The organism is Paenibacillus sp. FSL H8-0317 (assembly GCF_045040685.1).
In the GTDB taxonomy this organism is placed as follows: Bacteria; Bacillota; Bacilli; order Paenibacillales; family Paenibacillaceae; genus Paenibacillus.
Map to the genome: position 1 here is coordinate 1764239 of NZ_CP150294.1, position 16912 is coordinate 1781150.

At 38.5% G+C, this 16912-nt stretch carries 19 protein-coding genes and 1 pseudogene; 17 read left to right on the top strand and 3 right to left on the bottom strand.

Annotation, left to right across the window (positions count from 1 at the left end):
- The first annotated feature begins 38 nt into the window (after positions 1–38).
- The 12 genes from MHB43_RS08010 to MHB43_RS08065 all read left to right on the top strand — a co-directional run bounded on the left by MHB43_RS08010 (position 39) and on the right by MHB43_RS08065 (position 8367).
- The gene (locus MHB43_RS08010) at positions 39–218 is read left to right on the top strand and encodes a tyrosine-type recombinase/integrase (protein WP_339183138.1); all 180 of its coding nucleotides are present in this window, start codon (positions 39–41) and stop codon (positions 216–218) included.
- A 236-nt stretch (positions 219–454) separates the two neighbouring features.
- A complete protein-coding gene (locus tag MHB43_RS08015) occupies positions 455–745 on the top strand; it encodes a hypothetical protein (protein WP_339183140.1) in 291 nt (96 codons plus the stop codon).
- Between the two features lie 179 nt (positions 746–924).
- Positions 925–1827, top strand: coding sequence for a restriction endonuclease (locus MHB43_RS08020; RefSeq protein ID WP_405131670.1), 903 nt, complete (start codon positions 925–927; stop codon positions 1825–1827).
- A gap of 198 nt (positions 1828–2025) precedes the next feature.
- On the top strand, positions 2026–2817 hold the full coding sequence (locus tag MHB43_RS08025) for a GNAT family N-acetyltransferase (protein ID WP_339183143.1): 792 nt from the start codon (positions 2026–2028) through the stop codon (positions 2815–2817).
- A 168-nt stretch (positions 2818–2985) separates the two neighbouring features.
- Positions 2986–3642: a HEPN domain-containing protein gene (locus MHB43_RS08030; RefSeq protein ID WP_339183145.1), complete on the top strand. Its 657-nt coding sequence runs from the start codon at positions 2986–2988 to the stop codon at positions 3640–3642.
- Positions 3643–3831: 189 nt separating this feature from the next.
- A complete protein-coding gene (locus MHB43_RS08035; RefSeq protein ID WP_339185367.1) occupies positions 3832–4215 on the top strand; it encodes a DUF4259 domain-containing protein in 384 nt (127 codons plus the stop codon).
- Between the two features lie 178 nt (positions 4216–4393).
- Positions 4394–5194 carry a TRADD-N-associated membrane domain-containing protein gene (locus tag MHB43_RS08040; protein ID WP_339183147.1) on the top strand — a complete coding sequence of 267 codons (801 nt, stop codon included), beginning with the start codon at positions 4394–4396 and terminating at the stop codon, positions 5192–5194.
- Between the two features lie 239 nt (positions 5195–5433).
- Positions 5434–5835: a hypothetical protein gene (locus MHB43_RS08045; protein WP_405131671.1), complete on the top strand. Its 402-nt coding sequence runs from the start codon at positions 5434–5436 to the stop codon at positions 5833–5835.
- Positions 5835–6551 carry a hypothetical protein gene (locus MHB43_RS08050; protein WP_405131672.1) on the top strand — a complete coding sequence of 239 codons (717 nt, stop codon included), beginning with the start codon at positions 5835–5837 and terminating at the stop codon, positions 6549–6551. Before MHB43_RS08045 ends, MHB43_RS08050 begins: the two co-directional genes overlap by 1 nt.
- A gap of 303 nt (positions 6552–6854) precedes the next feature.
- A complete protein-coding gene (locus MHB43_RS08055) occupies positions 6855–7124 on the top strand; it encodes a hypothetical protein (protein WP_405131673.1) in 270 nt (89 codons plus the stop codon).
- An 89-nt stretch (positions 7125–7213) separates the two neighbouring features.
- The gene (locus MHB43_RS08060; RefSeq protein WP_405131674.1) at positions 7214–7501 is read left to right on the top strand and encodes a hypothetical protein; all 288 of its coding nucleotides are present in this window, start codon (positions 7214–7216) and stop codon (positions 7499–7501) included.
- Between the two features lie 371 nt (positions 7502–7872).
- Positions 7873–8367, top strand: coding sequence for a DUF1643 domain-containing protein (locus MHB43_RS08065; protein ID WP_405131675.1), 495 nt, complete (start codon positions 7873–7875; stop codon positions 8365–8367).
- Here the strand turns inward: MHB43_RS08065 and MHB43_RS08070 are convergent.
- A pseudogene (locus tag MHB43_RS08070) lies at positions 8328–9285 on the bottom strand (IS30 family transposase). The gene MHB43_RS08065 and the pseudogene MHB43_RS08070 sit on opposite strands and share 40 nt — an antisense overlap.
- A gap of 454 nt (positions 9286–9739) precedes the next feature.
- On the opposite strand from MHB43_RS08070, the gene MHB43_RS08075 reads away from it, so the two are divergent.
- The 5 genes from MHB43_RS08075 to MHB43_RS08095 all read left to right on the top strand — a co-directional run bounded on the left by MHB43_RS08075 (position 9740) and on the right by MHB43_RS08095 (position 13207).
- A complete protein-coding gene (locus MHB43_RS08075; RefSeq protein ID WP_405131676.1) occupies positions 9740–10333 on the top strand; it encodes a hypothetical protein in 594 nt (197 codons plus the stop codon).
- 152 nt (positions 10334–10485) lie between these two features.
- Positions 10486–11325 carry a hypothetical protein gene (locus tag MHB43_RS08080; RefSeq protein WP_405131677.1) on the top strand — a complete coding sequence of 280 codons (840 nt, stop codon included), beginning with the start codon at positions 10486–10488 and terminating at the stop codon, positions 11323–11325.
- A 507-nt stretch (positions 11326–11832) separates the two neighbouring features.
- Entirely contained in the window at positions 11833–12018 is a 186-nt protein-coding gene (locus tag MHB43_RS08085; RefSeq protein ID WP_405131678.1) for an aspartyl-phosphate phosphatase Spo0E family protein, read from the top strand.
- A gap of 34 nt (positions 12019–12052) precedes the next feature.
- Positions 12053–12355 (top strand): hypothetical protein, encoded by a 303-nt coding sequence (locus MHB43_RS08090; protein WP_405131679.1) that lies wholly within the window; start codon positions 12053–12055, stop codon positions 12353–12355.
- 252 nt (positions 12356–12607) lie between these two features.
- A complete protein-coding gene (locus MHB43_RS08095) occupies positions 12608–13207 on the top strand; it encodes a hypothetical protein (protein ID WP_405131680.1) in 600 nt (199 codons plus the stop codon).
- A 105-nt stretch (positions 13208–13312) separates the two neighbouring features.
- Here the strand turns inward: MHB43_RS08095 and MHB43_RS08100 are convergent, their stop codons facing one another.
- Positions 13313–14992: an ABC transporter substrate-binding protein gene (locus tag MHB43_RS08100; protein ID WP_282318903.1), complete on the bottom strand. Its 1680-nt coding sequence runs from the start codon at positions 14990–14992 to the stop codon at positions 13313–13315.
- A 309-nt stretch (positions 14993–15301) separates the two neighbouring features.
- Positions 15302–16912, bottom strand: a complete 1611-nt coding sequence (locus tag MHB43_RS08105) for a response regulator (protein ID WP_405131681.1) — start codon at positions 16910–16912, stop codon at positions 15302–15304.

Below are 16912 nucleotides of genomic sequence, written 5' to 3' on the forward strand. Positions count from 1 at the left end.
AATGCTAGTAAGTAAAAAACCAATCGATCAAAGAATCGTTGCAGCAGGTTTTCGAAGAAGCTAGACAGCGTGCAGGGATTGCAAAAAAGGTGAGTATTCATGCGCTGAGACACTCCTTCGCCACTCATTTGCTGGAAAACGGGAAAGATCTACGGTACATCCAGGTGCTACTCGGTTATACGTGTGCACGAACAAACCCAGCGCTATACGCATGTTAGTATGAAAAATATTCATCGTATTCAAAGCCAATCGGATCATATGGATACGGGGATTGAGCATCCCTATAATTCTCCCTTTTTCACCAAATTTTTCTTCGCAAAAATCACCGTATAGGTTATCATATACGTAGTTCAGATATCAGGCAGGAAGTGTGGTATTTACGAAGTACATAGATTAGGTGTTATCGGAAATCGGACAAAGAGACTATAGAAAATGAAAAGAGTGAAATTACATTATGGGTGTAGCTGTAAGTTTCAAATTACAAAAAATCATAGATGGCAAAGCGACTTATAACTATGGCTTGAACTTCAATAATTTCGAAGGGGAAATAGAAATAGATTTAAGTGAAACAAGTAACTCTTTAACAGAAGATGAGAATCGAGCAAAAATTAAAGCAATCTTAATTACTCCTTGTAATGGGGAATGGTCAAATTCTGGTCTTGCACTTAGAGTAGTTTCAAAAATTTATAGGAGCTACATAAAGGAACAAAAGTATATTGAATCGGGAGGACACTATGCGGGATAATTAGTGTGCATGTTATCCACTGAAGTGTCCGGCATCCGATAACAATATATTCACGCTTCGGACATCCGTCCTTGGCCCGGCATATGCCGGACACCCGACATACGTCGGGTCGTGAATACAGGAACGTTATAGGAAATTAGCCTAAACCCAATGAATTAAAATAAGGAGTGAGGATTTTAATGTCCAACCTGGAACAAATATATAATAATTTAATTGCAAACGAAAAATTAAAAAATGGCAGCAAATATGAAAGATTAGCAGCAGTCGTGTATAAAGTTATTGATGAAAGTGATTCCGTAATTCATGATCTCAGATTAAGAGGAGATGGCAAGACAGCGCAACATCAAATCGATGTTACAATCGAGAAAAGCGGAATTTCAAAAAGAGTTTTAATAGAGTGTAAGGAATATAACAAAGTTATAGGCATTGGAATCATAAGAGACTTTTTTGGAGCTATTGCACAGATCAAACCGGATGAAGCGTTTGTTGTAACCACTGTAGGATATACAAAAGGAGCCATTAACTTAGCAAAAGATGAAGGGATTAAATTAGCGATTTTGCGTGAAGCAGAGGATTCAGACTGGGATGGATTAATTAGAACTATTGTCTTAAACATGGAAGTGATAATGATGAATACTCCTGCAATTACTTGGATTGCATCCAGTGAAGAAGAAAGAGAAAGAGTATATAAATTACTAGAAGAAAACTGGGGAGATAGAACGTCAGCAAGCACTCTAAACGAATTCTTGTACGATGAGAATTTTAACGTGATTTCTAATTATCAAGATGCTTTAAAACCAATTTTGAATGCAGCACCAAAAGTACCAAATCAGATAACCAAGGGAAAACACGAATTTGAATCTAAAAAACATGTTAAGATTTTGGGACATTTCGTAGCTGTTAAAGGATTTCACTATGAATTTGATTCCTATTCTAATGAAACCCAGTCTATTATTGATGATGGTGGTAAGGTAGCTTCTCTGCTCTTCAAAGTCTTAGAAAATGATAGCAAATATTTAATATTTGAAGAAGAAATAGAAAAGTGGATGTTTGATGAAGATGGAAAAGTAATACCTAAGTAAGATTTAAGTAACTTAATAGAAAATTCAAGGAAGAGGCTAACATCCTATAACAGTATATTCACGCTGTGGACATTCGTCCTTGGCCTGGCATTCGCCAGGCACCCGACATGCGTCGGGTCGTGAATACAGGAACGTTAGGCGAAACCGCCCAGGAGTAATTGTATAATTGTATGCGGATAAAGGAAGGGGATAAATTGAATGATATTGAATTTGGAACTAGCGGATATTTTAGAAAAATCTGAAATTAATTATATGGTTGATCGAATGACTGCAATCAGAGAACGAGAAGGAAACCCTGAGGGAATTGAAATAAAACGATTCGGGGAGAGCACGGCGTTTTATAGTAAAACCATGCCATGGGGTCTTTTTAATAATGTAAAGGGAAGGATTTCTGAAGATGTCATTGAAGATATCTTAGACTTTTATAATGAGCGGGAAAGGAATTTTGAGATTCAAGTCATCCCGGGTAATATAAATCAAGAAGTTATGAAAAAACTCCATAATATAGGCTTTTATCAATCAGGATTTCATACAACGCTTTTTTGTGTACCTGGAAATCTAAATTCGTTTGATCATCATAAATTGGAAATTCGTGAACTACTCGAAGATGAGTTCAATACATATGCAGAAATTCATTGTTTAGGTACAGGATTATCTCTTGATGGGAAAGAACACGTAGCTGCAAATAACCGAGTACTGTTTTCCCGTCCTGGATGGCACTATTATTTGGGGTTGGATCAGGGCTATCCAGTTGCAGTAGCTGTAATGTATATAGAGAACAATGTTGCTTCATTAACATTTGCGACAACACTACCTGAATATCGAAATAAAGGATTTCAAACAAATTTATTACTTAGACGAATTCATGATATCTACAACAATTGTAATCTCGTTGTGAGTCAGTGCTCATTTGGCTCGCAAAGCCATCGGAATATGGAAAGAGTGGGTATGAGAATTGGATATACCCGGGCAACATGGACAAGGAATTAATTGTGAGGGGAAATTTAGGCTGGCATCGCCTAAGATAATATTCAAGCAGCGGCCCTTCGGAGCCTTGGTCTGCGACGTGGATTTCGAAGAGGCTTTTCAGCAGACAACCCCGTTGGGGTTCATGAATACAGGAACTTTATCTGAAAGTTCAAAAAAAGGAGTGTTTTTATGCCATCATACTCATACCGTGATTACAAAAGAAGAACTATCGATGTAAAAAAAATTTCAAGAGATTATAAATCATTAAGAACGATCTTTAATAAGCGTGGAAGAGTAGGGTTAGATCATTTATCTCGAAGTGGAATTTTGCTACTATGTGGTGCTTGGGAAACCTATGTAGAAGATATAGTAAGAGAGACGGCTACTCATTTCGCAACGCTGAATACAATAGATGAGTTGCCTAGGGAAGTGAAAAAGACTATAGCTAGTTATGTAAAGAATCACAAGGAAGATAATAAAGTATTAAAATTAGCAGACGGAGGTTGGAAGACGTTATATCTTGATGAGATTGTTGAACCCAATATTTCAGGATTTAATACTCCTAAAGTTTATAATATTAAAGAGCTTAGTAAGAATTTAATAGGATACGAAGCATTGTTAGATTGTTTATCTTCAGAAGACCGAAAGTCGATTGATGAATTTGTTAAATTTCGGGGGCACATTGCTCATACTGTTAGAATGAGCGGAGAAAGGTATCTTTCTGTAGAGGCTCTTGATGAGTATGTAGAGGATTTTCAAGAAATAGTTAATACTATAGATAACCATTTACTCGATTATTTAAGGACGCATATAAGTGCAAGATTGTGGAACAAAATAAGTGAATAATTCAATAAAGAATGAACCTTCAGTTAACATAATATTCACGCTACGGGCATACGTCCTTGGCCCGGCATTCGCCGAACACCCGACATACGTCGGGTCGTGAATACAACAACGTTATGTGAAAATCCCTAAGGGCTTTAAAACATAATGACACATTTTGGAGGTTAATTGATGGGAGCATGAGGAACTGGAATCTTTGAGAACGATGATGTATTAGATTGGAAAGCAGATTTACTTGATTCTGATGACATCGAATTAATTGAAGAGACGATTGAAGAAGTATTAGAAGAAGAATATATTGAGTCAGATTTAGCTTCAAATGCTCTAGGCGCAATTGAGATCCTTGCAGCATTACAAGGTAGACCTGGAAAAGACATATTGAATAATCAAAGTAATACTGAAGATCTACATGACTGGATTGATACACATAAAGGTAAAGGGAAAAAACTCATTTCAAAAGCTAAAAGAGCAGTTAAGAAAATTAAGAAAGATTCAGAACTAAAAGAGCTATGGGAAGAATCAGAAGAATATCCGATATGGTTAAATACGATAAATGACTTAGAAAATAGATTGTGAATAAATGGATATCTTTTTGAGAAGAGGGAACTTCACATAACAAAATATTCAAGCAGCGGCTCCATTGGAGCCTCGGTCTACGGGAAGGATTTCGGAGAGGAATTATAGCAGACAACCCCTTCGGGGTTCATGAATACAGGAACGTTAGATGACATTATTGAAATGAGGAGCAGCAATTATGGAAGAAAGAGAAGTTAAAGAAGATGTTGTAGAAGATCCTGTAGAAGATGTTGTAGAAAATCCTGTAGAAGAAGAAACTTCAAAAAATGGGAACATTACAGAGTTTCTAAATAGAATTGAAGAAGGGATTATCGAGGCTAAGTCTCAAGTAAAGAAGACGACAAAAGATAAGAAGATATATTTTGGGTTGTCAATTGCATTTGTTGCTCCAATAGTTGCAAAATATTTTGGTCAATTTAATCTTAATACTGTAGTTGAAGTTATATTGTGGGTACTTAGCATTCTTATTTTTATTGCAGCTCTGGGCACAGATTCTAGTAAACATAAAGACGAACTTGAAATATTAGAGTATCGTAGAAAATTTCTACTTCAATTGACTAATCCTAATTATAAGCCTACCTATTTTGATAGTCTCGTTAACATCAATATAGAGAATCTAAGCGAATATTATTCTTTAGTAAAGAAACATACACAAAAAAGTTTCATATTGTCTTGTACAGCCTCAGCATCTGGTTTTGTACTTATAATTCTTGGATTAGTTTTTCAATACATCAATCGAGATTATGAGAATATCTCTTTTCTGGTAACTTGTTCTGGTGTTGTAGTAGAACTAGTATCAGGGCTATTCTTTTATTTGTACAATAGAACTGTCCGTCAGCTTAAAGATTATCACGATAGTTTGTTAGAAGTTCAAAATATCTTGTTATCATTTAAATTAATTGAAGAAACGGGAGAAACGAGTGAAAGGCTTCCTTTAATCACAAAAATGATTGAATTTTTAGTGAGCCAACGAAAATGAAAATAAGTATCTCAGAGAAGTCAATAAACATCATCTAACATAATATTCAAGCAGCGGCTCCGTTGGAGCCTTGGTCTGCGGAGGGGTCTCGAAGAGGAATTTCAGCAGACAACCCCTTTGGGGTTCATGAATACAGTAACGTTAGACAAAATTGCTTTAAAGATTCTATTTACCTTATTTTTGTATTTGAATATAATACTAAACATATAGAGAGCAAATTAATAGAGAGAGGTTAGATAATGCCTTTAAGGATAGAAATTCCAGATCAAAAGCTTGAATTTTTAACAGATGAAGCAAAAGAGGAATTGAAAAAAAGTGTAACTAATTTCTCGGACGGAATACTAAAAGAAGCTGGAAGAATTGAAGTAAGTATTAGAAATGATAGTAATAGTCGACCAGAAATAACTAGACATCTTGTACAAGAAGCAGTTACATATCAGAAGAGTATATTCAGAAAAAATAGTGCATCAAAAAAATATAGGATTACTCAACTTGTGTCTGCGCTTTCTCTTTTCTTTAGCGGAATTATGTTCGACTTTGAAGAATTTCAAAAAAATTCTACCTTATTGATTTTCTTTTTTATTCTTGCATCAATTGCAGTTTTGTCTACATTTTATCTATTTTTAGGGAGAGAAGAATAATGCTTTCAAATAAATATGATGAACTATCAGCTAGTTCAAAAATAATTATTGATGAACTAACCGAAGAGTACAAGGAGATATTGATTCTTAGAGCCTTGGAGGAGAATGGGTATAAGAATCTTGAGGAATTGCAACCACGTGATATAGTGATCGTAGACGAAAAGATAAAGCAGTATCAAAGTAGGAATAACAATAAGAAAGAAAGAATGATTAAACTTTTAAGAATATTAGGATTAGTATATGCTTTCCTGGGTGTTTGCATGTACTTTTACTTGAATATTGATATAAGTAATGAGCCCTTACAGATGGGTAGTATGTTAGTTGGAACATCAGGTGTTCTTATATTCTTAGTTACATATCTTTACGAATATTATAGAAATAATTTGCGAGTCAATAAACGGGAATATCGGATGAAGCAACAATATTTTGTTGAATACGAAATTATTAGAAAATGGGCCGAAATTGAGATGCTCGCATATAAATTAATTGAAAAAAATAATGTAGGGGAAAATAACAACATACCTATTTCAAAACTAATTAATGAATTAATTTCAAGTAATGTACTTGATGATATTGATAAGGATGATTTTAGATATGTGCTTAATTTGAGAAATAATATTGCTCATCCGAGTATGGAAGGAAATTCTCAATTGAATATTAAAGAAGGTTTGTACAAAGCGGATAAAATTATCAGTAAATTAAAAGGTAATATATAATAAATTAAACAGAAGCACTACTATAATGTGCTTCTTTCTTTTTATAATCTTGACTGTAATCGCAAAGAAGAAGCAACTTTGTCTTACACAGTATTCACGCGGCAGGCCTAGCGGCCCCTGGTCTGCAGAGGATTTTCGAAGAAGCAGATTCAACAGACAACCCTGCACTGGCTAAGTCCGTCGGACCTGGGGCTAACGCCCCTTAAGCCAGTGAGGTTTCGTGAATACAACAACGTTATAGGTAATCAGCAAGAAACTTAAAAACTTCAAAAATAATTTAATATTAAAAATGAGGTGCTTATCTTGAATATTAATTTATTCAAAAATCTTTATATAGAAGCAACAGATTCTTTAATGGAATCTCAAGTAAGAAATATCATTTCAAATTCAATAAATTACTTTACTGATCAATTGAAAATTGAAGCAGATGAAATCAAAGTATTAATTTTACTTTCAAATGATTACTCAAATGATGTTGGTAAATACCATTTTCATTTAAAAGCTTCAAAAATATTAAATGAGAATGGAAGTATTATTCCCCCCCTTATTTTCAAAAAGAAGAACATAAAATAAAAGACACTACTGTAGTGATAATTAATTACAATAAATTCAAAAACTTTTATGATTTAGAACGAAGGTTTAAAATTATTGAGTCTATAATTTTGCATGAATTAGTGCACTGGTATGATCTTTACTACACATATAACAATTTAATTGTAGAAAAGTACGGTAATGTTTTTGAAAAGCGCTCTTTTGGTACGTTTGAAGGCGCAGTCGGCGGCATTTATCAAAATCGATCTGAAGTACGTGCAAAATATTATCAAGAAAAGTACCTACCACTCAATAAGGTTTACGATTTGGATATAGATTATATAAGTAGAGAATTAACTAAAATTGATGAGTCGGAACAAAGTAAAACTTTCTATACGTTGACTCATGCAAGAGCATAAATTCTTTGTTGGGAAACTCTTCATAATGAAGGTGTTTTTAAACTCTCCCTTTAAAACCTTGACTTTATTTTAAATAGAAAAAAGGAAATTACAGAGTTTGAGTCGACCAATTTATTTAAAAACATGGCAGAATTATTTGAAGTTGAAGATTTTTATGAGTACTGCAATGAAGTGAGATCTCAATTTTAATAAAATGGAAATATTGAATGTTGTTCTAAAGCAAATTCTGACATCCTATAACATAATATTCACGCTGCGGACATTCGTCCTTGGCCCGGCATTCGCCGGACACTCGACATGCGTCGAGTCGTGAATACAGGAACGTTATCTGTAATTCATAAACTTTTAATTTACTTAAGGATGGTTATGTAATGAAATATAGAGAAGATAAAGTTGACATAACTAATATTGAGATTGAACCTATAACTCAAAATCTTGAAAATAGAGTCTTATTAAAATTAAGTTTGAAAAGAAATCCTACTGGTAAAACTGTAACAGTAATTATGATGAATCCTTCAAAAGCGAATCAAAAGCGCTCAGACAAAACAATCAATAGAGTTATTGATTGTTTTTATGATGAGCAAAAGTTGAAGGTAAGAAATATAAAAATCGTAAACTTATTTCCTTACTATAATCCCAAATCTATTACATTACATGAGAATATAATGTCTTCAAGGAAAACACAAAGTCGTTTAATGCAAGACAATCGAGATGCAATTAGACTAGCAATTAAAGAAAGTGATTATATTTTTTTAGGATGGGGGGATAGTCCGAAAGAATTTTATGGAACAACTTTTTATTGTGAAGTTTTATATGTGACGGATTGTCAAACCAAGTGCGACAGTTCTTCTGCGAAAGATTCGTGAGCGGTCTTCCAACCTAAGCATTTTCGTGGTCTGTGATTTATTAGATCGAGTGAATGGGCGAGATCATCATCATAAACCCTCGCGAGATCGGTACCTTTAGGAAAAAACTCTCGAAGCAATCCATTCGCATTCTCGTTGGAACCACGTTGCCAGGATGAATATGGATCAGCGAAATAAACGTGTAGGTTATGGGTGGTTTCCAGATGGGCATAGCATGCAAACTCCTTGCCTCGGTCAGCCGTGGCTGTGAGGAAGGTTCCCGTGGGATACTGTGAGATCGCTACACCGAGCGCAATCTCCATCGACAAAGCGGTGCGATCAGGCATGAGAACAGCAGTATATAAACGTGTCTTGCGTTCAATCAACGTCGCTACACAGCCTTTACTTTTCCCACGACCCGATACAACGGTATCCAGCTCCCAGTGCCCAAATGTTTCACGGGAACGGACTTCTTTTGGGCGATCTGAAATAGTCCTTCCAATAGCGAATTTACCGCGCGTTTCTGTGGGTTTCTGACGCTTCCCCTTATGCCGAAGAACCTTGTAATACGCCTCGAACCAGGCGCCCTGCATAGATCCAGCGATAGATGGTTTTGAAAGAGACTGCATCCCGCCCTTCGATGCGGAAACGTTCGGTGATTTGTTCCGGAGACCACGTTGCCTCCAATTTTTCCTCCAGTGAAGCAGCCAAGGCATCGGACCAATTCCCGGGAGAGACTGAGGCCTTACGACGCTCCTCATAAGCATTCTGAGCTTGTTCTGCCTGATAAGGATGTGATGAAGTCACCCGATCTAACTCACGACAAATCGTCGATGGATGCCTACCCAGTTCTTTCGCAATGGCTCTTGAGCTTCTACCTTGTCTGTGGAGGACTTCTAGCTTGCTACGTTCGATTATGCTAAGATGTCTGTAGCTCATGGTTGGATTCTCCTTGTGTGAATGGTGTTGTGGTGACTTCATTCTACACGAATCCGGCCATGGGCCATTTTTTATTTATCCAGTAGGTGTCGCACTTCATATTACAATCCGTCATGTATTAAAAGAAATTAAAAATTATAATAAGAAAATTTTTGTTTTTAAGATTGATAATAAGAGGGCAAAATCTCAGAAAAACCTCACTAAATCTAAAAACCCAGTTCATCCAATTAATGGACCGATAATAGATAAGGTCGAAGTCAAAATTGATTCTCTATATAGGATATTACCAATAAAATAATAACGAGACTTCAAATGAAATTCATGAACTGCAGATAACATAATATTCACGCTACGGACATTCGTCCTTGGTCCGGCATCCGCCGAACACCCACCATTCGCTGGGTCGTGAATACAGGAACGTTATCTGAAATTCTAACAGTAAGGAAGTGCTTAAATGAGTCAAAGTCAAATTGCAATTCTAGGTTTAATAGTTAGCTTTGTTGGCGGAGGAACGGTAAGTGCAATTATTAATTGGATTCGCTCCAGCATAGCTGAAACAAAAGAAAGATCTACAAAGTATATTGAACAACAATTAGAAAAGCTATATGGTCCTCTATATTATTTAACTTTGCAAAGTAGTAAATTATTTGAAATAGAGAAGAAGTTAGGCGATGCTTATAAAGTGGAGTATATTGATCAGAAATACAGTGATGATCCTGTTACAAGACAAAGGTTGAGAGAAGAAACTGATTCAGTTATTGAGCTAAAAAACCAATACATTGAACAAGTTGTGAAGAATAATAAGAAAATAATTGAGCTACTAGATAATAATTTTGCATTGATTGATGCTGATGATGTTGAAATTTTTATTAATGAATTTTATGAACATTTTATTCGATATCAGACCGAAGAAATAGGTAAAACTCCATATATGGTATATGAACATTTAGGTGCAATTTCTTTTTTAAGACCAAGGTTTATAAATAGAATTAAGGAAAAATTCGATAGTAAGAAATCACAATTTGAAGGAATCGCAAAGAAGTGTTAGAACATCAGATAACATAATATTCAAGCAGCGGCTCCTTTCGGAGCCTTGGTCTGCTAGATGAATTCCTAGGAGGAATTCCGGCAGACAACCCCTTTGGGGTTCATGAATACAGGAACGTTATCAGAAATCGATGAAAAAGCGGAGGTGAAGTGATGCCAAAGATGAGTCATGCGATATTTAATAAAGAAAAAAGCAATTCCGTTTGTGCGTTAGATATAGATAACGAATATCACAACTACGAAGACAAAAGAGACAAATTCACTTGTATATTTTGTGATGTACAAGTTCAATTTTCTAGAGGCAAAGACCATAATGATCCTCACTTTAAGAATTGGCCTTTAAAAGAGCATAAACGCTCTTGTCCGATTGTTAAAGTTGAAAGCCAAAAAAATAATTATGGTAATACAGGAGAGATAGAGCTTTTGGTATCTACTATATTACCTAGGGCTCAAAGGTTAAAAGATGATAAAACTAATATTGAAGTTAATAAATCTAAAAAAGCTAAAATTTACGGTGGGAAAAGAAGCAAAAAGTTTATCTACGATTTAAGCAATTTATTAGATAGTAGAAACTATTATGAATTAAAGGCTGAGTATGAAAATTTAGAACTCTTGATTGAAGATGGTAACAAAATAAGGTTGAAAGATTTGTTCGGAACTCAAGATGAAGTAATACAACGAATCAATAATTCTAATGAAGATAGAGTTATCTGCATTTTGAAAGGAAATACAAGGAGAGCGCAAAAAATTAAAAACAACATAAAAATCCCTCTTACTAAAGGAAATAACGATAAATATAAAAATACTCAAGACTTCTCACTATTTATTAGATGGGATTATGTAGAGAAAAATAAGGAATTAATCAGTTCGATTGAAAATTCATTAATAATATGTTATGGAGAAGCAGTAACAAATGAATATGGCACTGAAATTGAGGTTTTTTCTATTAAAAATCAAATTGTTACCTTACGCAAACATGAGCCAAAAAACTGATTAGGGTTGTTCAAGAAGTCATCGACATCTGATAACAATATATTCACGCTGAGGGCACACGCCCTAGGTCCGGCATATGCCGGACACCCAGCATACGCTGGGTCGTGAATACAGGAACGTTATACACCCCCCCCTAACCAAACAAAACAAAAAGATACAACACATTTGAAGTTGAGGATGAGATTAATGGAGGATCGAGTAGTAGCTTTTTGAAAGCCTTGGTTAGAGGGGGAGAATTTTTTTAACAGACCAGTGAATTTGCTGTGACTGTGAGGTTAGATAGGAAGCTGAGAGTTGGTCTTATTATTGACACCGAAGTTTATATCGGTGTTTTTTTATTTTTAATTCGATTGCCGCATTAAAGCAATCATGATTTATCTTAAAATTTGGATTAGATAAAGATATTAGTATTCAACATCGGGTATAGATAATTGCATTAAAATTGACTGCTCACGTCTAGCATTAACAAGACATGAAGCAGTTTAGACCCATCAGAGAGGTGGATGTATGAGCCGATTGCTTGACTTATTGGAAGAGGAACGGCGCAAGCTTAATCAGCTTGGTGAGGCATCCTTGAAGCAAGCGATTCCGTTGTGGGAGAACCCTGAGGTTCAGGAACAGAGCCGAAGGGTGGATGAACTGGTGGCACGAGTTAGTGAGATGAAGGCAAGATATAGCCGAGTTGTACGATGATGTGAGGTACATAATGCGTAGGGGAGGAGAAGCTATGGATTTTCCACGGTGGATGCAACGAGCGATTCAAGCAAGACTGAATGAGGTGACTGCCCGGATCGAACATGATCCTGAACTGAGTCGAGTCCGTGGGGGAACAGACGAAGCGCTTGAAGTTTTGTTTGCAGGTAAGGATGTCGAGCAGACACCTGAATATATCGAGTGGGAGAATCGTTATATTGTCAGCAAAGGCATAGAAAATGAGCGGTTGTATATGCAGGGACTACGAGATGGCATTCAGCTCACAGTATCCTTGCTGGGTCAGTCGACACCAGAGGAGAACGATACAGAGGTTTGATCCATTAAGGCGAACCAATAAGTCAGGGGAAGCTGCCTGATCTTAACTTAAAAACCGGAGCCGAAGCGTGAATCTATCACTTCGGCTCCGGTTCTAATGCTCTACTTTTCCAGATTGTAACGTTATATATGTATACATCTGTGCACCATGAATTTAATTCTGTGAAGGCTTGGGAGGAACTGATAAGGAAAGGAGGGCTTTGAGTATGTGTTAAGCTTAAAGAAACAAGGGTAGAAGCGAGGTATGGTTATTATGAAAAAAAGATCTAAATACTTAATCGTGCTTTTTTTGTTTATTGCGATTGTGTTAATTTTTCTTTTTTTAAATACCAACAAAAATGAAGCCAATGAGCCAGTGGTTAATGGCAATATCATTCACGTCAAAAACTTTGATCTGGATGCCAAATCAACGAATTTAAAGACAATGACACAAGGATCGATATTCGTTGAGAGTGAGAAGCAGCATATTCATCATATCAAAATAGTAGCACATGTAGAGATTGACCCCGCTGACTGGGGTGGTGTTGCATTCTATATCCCTGATCAATGGAGTGTCTCCAGCATCACCAGCAGTTATCCTGAACATCAATCGAAGTTGAAGCCTGCTGAGTTTGTATCCACCTGGATGGATTCTTCTGATGACTCTTCATGGCGCACAATGATTGAAATTGGGAGAGAACGAAATTACATAGCAAATGGCGGAGGTACTGGAACGATTGTGATCGAATTAAGTCCAGATAAAAAGGGTGAGTCCCCCTCTAATTCATTAAAAATTGGTATTGAGGTCGGGTCAGAAGATAAAGCTGGAAAAAGAGTTATGGGTACAGATTCTGTTGAAGTTCATGTATTTTAAAGTGTCGGGTTAACTAGATATAGAAAACAAGCCGAAGCGGTGGCATTGCACGCTTCGGCTTGTTTTTTTATTCTTTTATTGTGGCACTTGTTACTTCTTCAATCCTTACTTCGCACTTACCGATTTAAACCATTCATTCACTTCTTGCGTGATCTGATCTCCGCCATTGGATTTCCAGTTGGCGACGAATTGGTCAAAGGCATCAACCGGCAGTTTGCCGTAGATGATTTTGTTGAAGGTTTCCATCTCGGATTGGCGGAGCAGATTCCATTTGGATACCATGGTTGGTGTTGCAGCGCCAGTAAAGTAGTTTTGTTTACGAATGTCGATTTGCGACATGACGACTTTGGCAGCGTCCCAGTTTTCCGGTTTACGGAACTCGGCCATTTGTTTCTCGTAAGGTGTTTCGGGTTTCTCGCCGTTAGCCAGTTTCACGAGTGTTTTCATATACAGATCCGGGATACGGGCCGGACCAGTCAGGAACGGAAATTCGTTGGAGAAGTCTTTGATCTTCTCTCTGTTACTGGTCGGCTGTCCATCTACGATGTCCCAATCGTAGCCTTTGGCGAAGCCGTGTTCATATTCACTGCCCGTAGCGGGGTTCGCCAGGTTATCGAGCAGATAGTTGTAGTACAGGAAGATCGCTTCGGGATGTTTCGCATCCTTGTTGATCATGATGCTCGCGTTGACGCCAGAGTTCTGCCACTTCGTTCCGATTTTGCCATCTGGACCTTCTGGAATGGGATAGGCTTTATAATTGGCGTCAGGTAAGTTCTTGATGAGGTCGGGAGCAGGCCAGTCTGGAACCCAGTTGGCACCAGGCAGAATACCTGCGGCACCTTTGGTCCAGCTTTCGGCTGCTTTACGTTCGTCCCACAGGGCGGAGTCGGCATGAATATATCCTTTTTCCATCCATTCACTGAGCTTGGCAAGTGCTTGTTTTGCTCCGGGATTAACAGAGCCGTATTCCAGATTACCGTTCGCGTCCTTGTTCCATTGCTCTTGGACTGTTCCGTATGCGCCGAATAACCAGTCGAGCGAGCCCATCCAGGTATTCGTATTACTTTTCAGCGAGATTGCGAGTGGGAAAACTTCATTTGGAGATAGGCCATCCGGATTCTCATTTTTGAATTTATCCATGATGTTCTCTAGATCTGCGATAGTCTTAGGAGCCTCCAGATTCAGCTTCTCCATCCAGTCTTCTCTAAGCCACAGCAGGGTATCGTCGTTATCCGTGTACTCCATGATGGGCATATTGTATTTCTTGCCATCCTTGGTGAACGGATACCAGAGCTCGGGATGCGCTGCCGCATGGTCCTTGAGCGTTTTATTCGCATACTTGTCGAACAACTCATCAATGGCGATGAATTGACCAGAGTCGATCAATTGATTGGTCAATACCGCATTGGTGGGTACCGTTACGAAATCAGGCAGTTTCTCACCAGAGGCGACAGCAAGTTGAAGCTTCTGTCTGTACTGATCATCACTGGCTGGATACCAGGTATCTTTATGCTTCATGCCCAGCGTTTCCAGCATCCAGCGATCGTGTACGTTATTTTCTTTCGTATCCCCTTGCACGTATTTCTTCGGCATCAATACCGAACTGAACTCGATGGGAGGGTCATATTTTCCTTTAGCAAAAGCAGCTTCTGCTTCAGCTGAGCCGACAGTTCCCGGCGTATTATTACCATTGTTACTGCCTGTCTCGCCACTGCCGCACGCAGTGATCGTGATGAGCGCGATAACCATGAGCAGTGACCACCATGTTTTTTTGAATTTGATCATTGTTCAATCCCCCTACGGTGTATGATCTTTACAGTGTAACTGTACCAATTTGTGCGGGAGTGCATCTATATGAGTTTGTTAGTTTCCATAGGACTCTATTAGTGAATGTTCAAATGAATGTTCAAATGAAGTTCAAAAAATTCGGTTTTCAGTACCGAGAAGATGGGATAAAGCTAGAAATGGAGTAGCGGAGCGTAGGCAAACTACGTGAGCAACGGACATTTCGGCTGAATTCCATATTCGATGCTGATGATGCCGTGAGGCATCCTTCGTAATCAAAAGCGGATTTTTTGAACAACCTCTAAGATGTTATTTGTGCTGGTCTCTGTATTCCTGCGGCGTAACGCCAAACTGGCGTTTGAACACTTTGATAAAATAAGCCGGGTCCATATAACCAATCTCTATGCTGATTTCGTACACTTTTTTGGTGGTCGTGACCAGCTTGTGGCAGGCCCGATCCATACGCAGATGCGAGATATAATCACTGATGCCTTCGCCCGTTTCGATCTTATAGATCTTGGACAAATGGGTCGGGTGCAGATTAACATGGTCGGCTAGTACACGTAAAGACACATCCAGATGCAGGTTCTTATCTGTAAAATCCTGAATCTTCTTCACATACTCGGAACGGATGTCCTTGATCTCGTTGGACGTGCCTTCCTTGAGTTTGCCCAGCACACTGAGCGACCATTTCCGCAATTTGCTGATGGTAGCGAAAACTTCCCCACTTTGCAAATCCTCGACATCATTGCCCATTAAAGTGGTCAGAGTCAGCTTGTTCCGATGGGCAATATTGGTGAATGAAGCCGTAATGAGAAAACCAGCCTCCATGCAATGCTCCCATGATTCCGACCATTTCTCATCCAGTTCCGCGCAGACCGCGCGTATTTTCTCTTCGGCAGCATCCCATTGTCCGCTCTCTAGCAAACTAATAAAGGTGGGTGGGGTGTACAGCACGTCCAAGGGGCCTTGCGCCGCAGGTGTCTCGACATCGCTGACACGCATGACAAATTCGCGTTCATCGCCAACAATCTGCCGGAAATAGGCGGAAGCCTGGCGGAAGCGATCGTAAAGTTGATCCGGAAAGGTGAACCACTCGGTGATAACGATGGAGAGGGAGCCTTTCAGAAACTGTTTTACTTTGGATTGGAGCTGAATCGATAGCTTCTCCAGAATGGTTTCTTTCCCAATATCGCCTTTCCGTTCTTTCAACTGAAGTAAAAACACGAGATATCCGTGCTCCTCCTTGACGCCCCACACTTCCATAAACTCACCCATAATCTCTTCCGCCATATTGATGATCGCATATTCGATCAGGGTCTGATCATTGCTGTCATAGTGTCCGAATTCTTCTTCCAGCCGTACCAGCATTAATGCGGCATCCCCGGTATGGAAAGGCAGAGCGTAATTAGCGAGCTTCCGATCCCATTCCGCAGCGGCGATTCGTTGTCCCTGTAAAGCTCCTAGGAGCAGTCGTCCCCGCAAATGGGGGAGATTCTCTCGCAACGTAAACTGCGTTCGTGTCAGTGAACTGACAATTTCCCATTCGTTGTTCAATTGATCGATGGCTTTCTGAACAGCACCCATTAATTCATCGTCTGTTGGCGGCTTCAATAGATAGTCCACGGCTCCGAACTGGATGGCTTTTTTGGCGTAATCAAATTCGGAATAACCGGATAACAGAATACATTTTATTTTTTTGTCCCGGATGCGGATGCGTTCGATCAGTTCAATGCCTGTGATTTCGGGCATCTGGATGTCCGAAATCACGATATCGATGGGGTGGGTGTCGATCATTTGAAGTGCTTCGTGTGCCGAGTATGCTTTATGCACATGTTCGATGCCCAGCGTGTGCCAGGGTTTGGTCATGGACAGGTTATCGACCCAATGTGCTTCATCGTCTACGATCATCATTTGCAT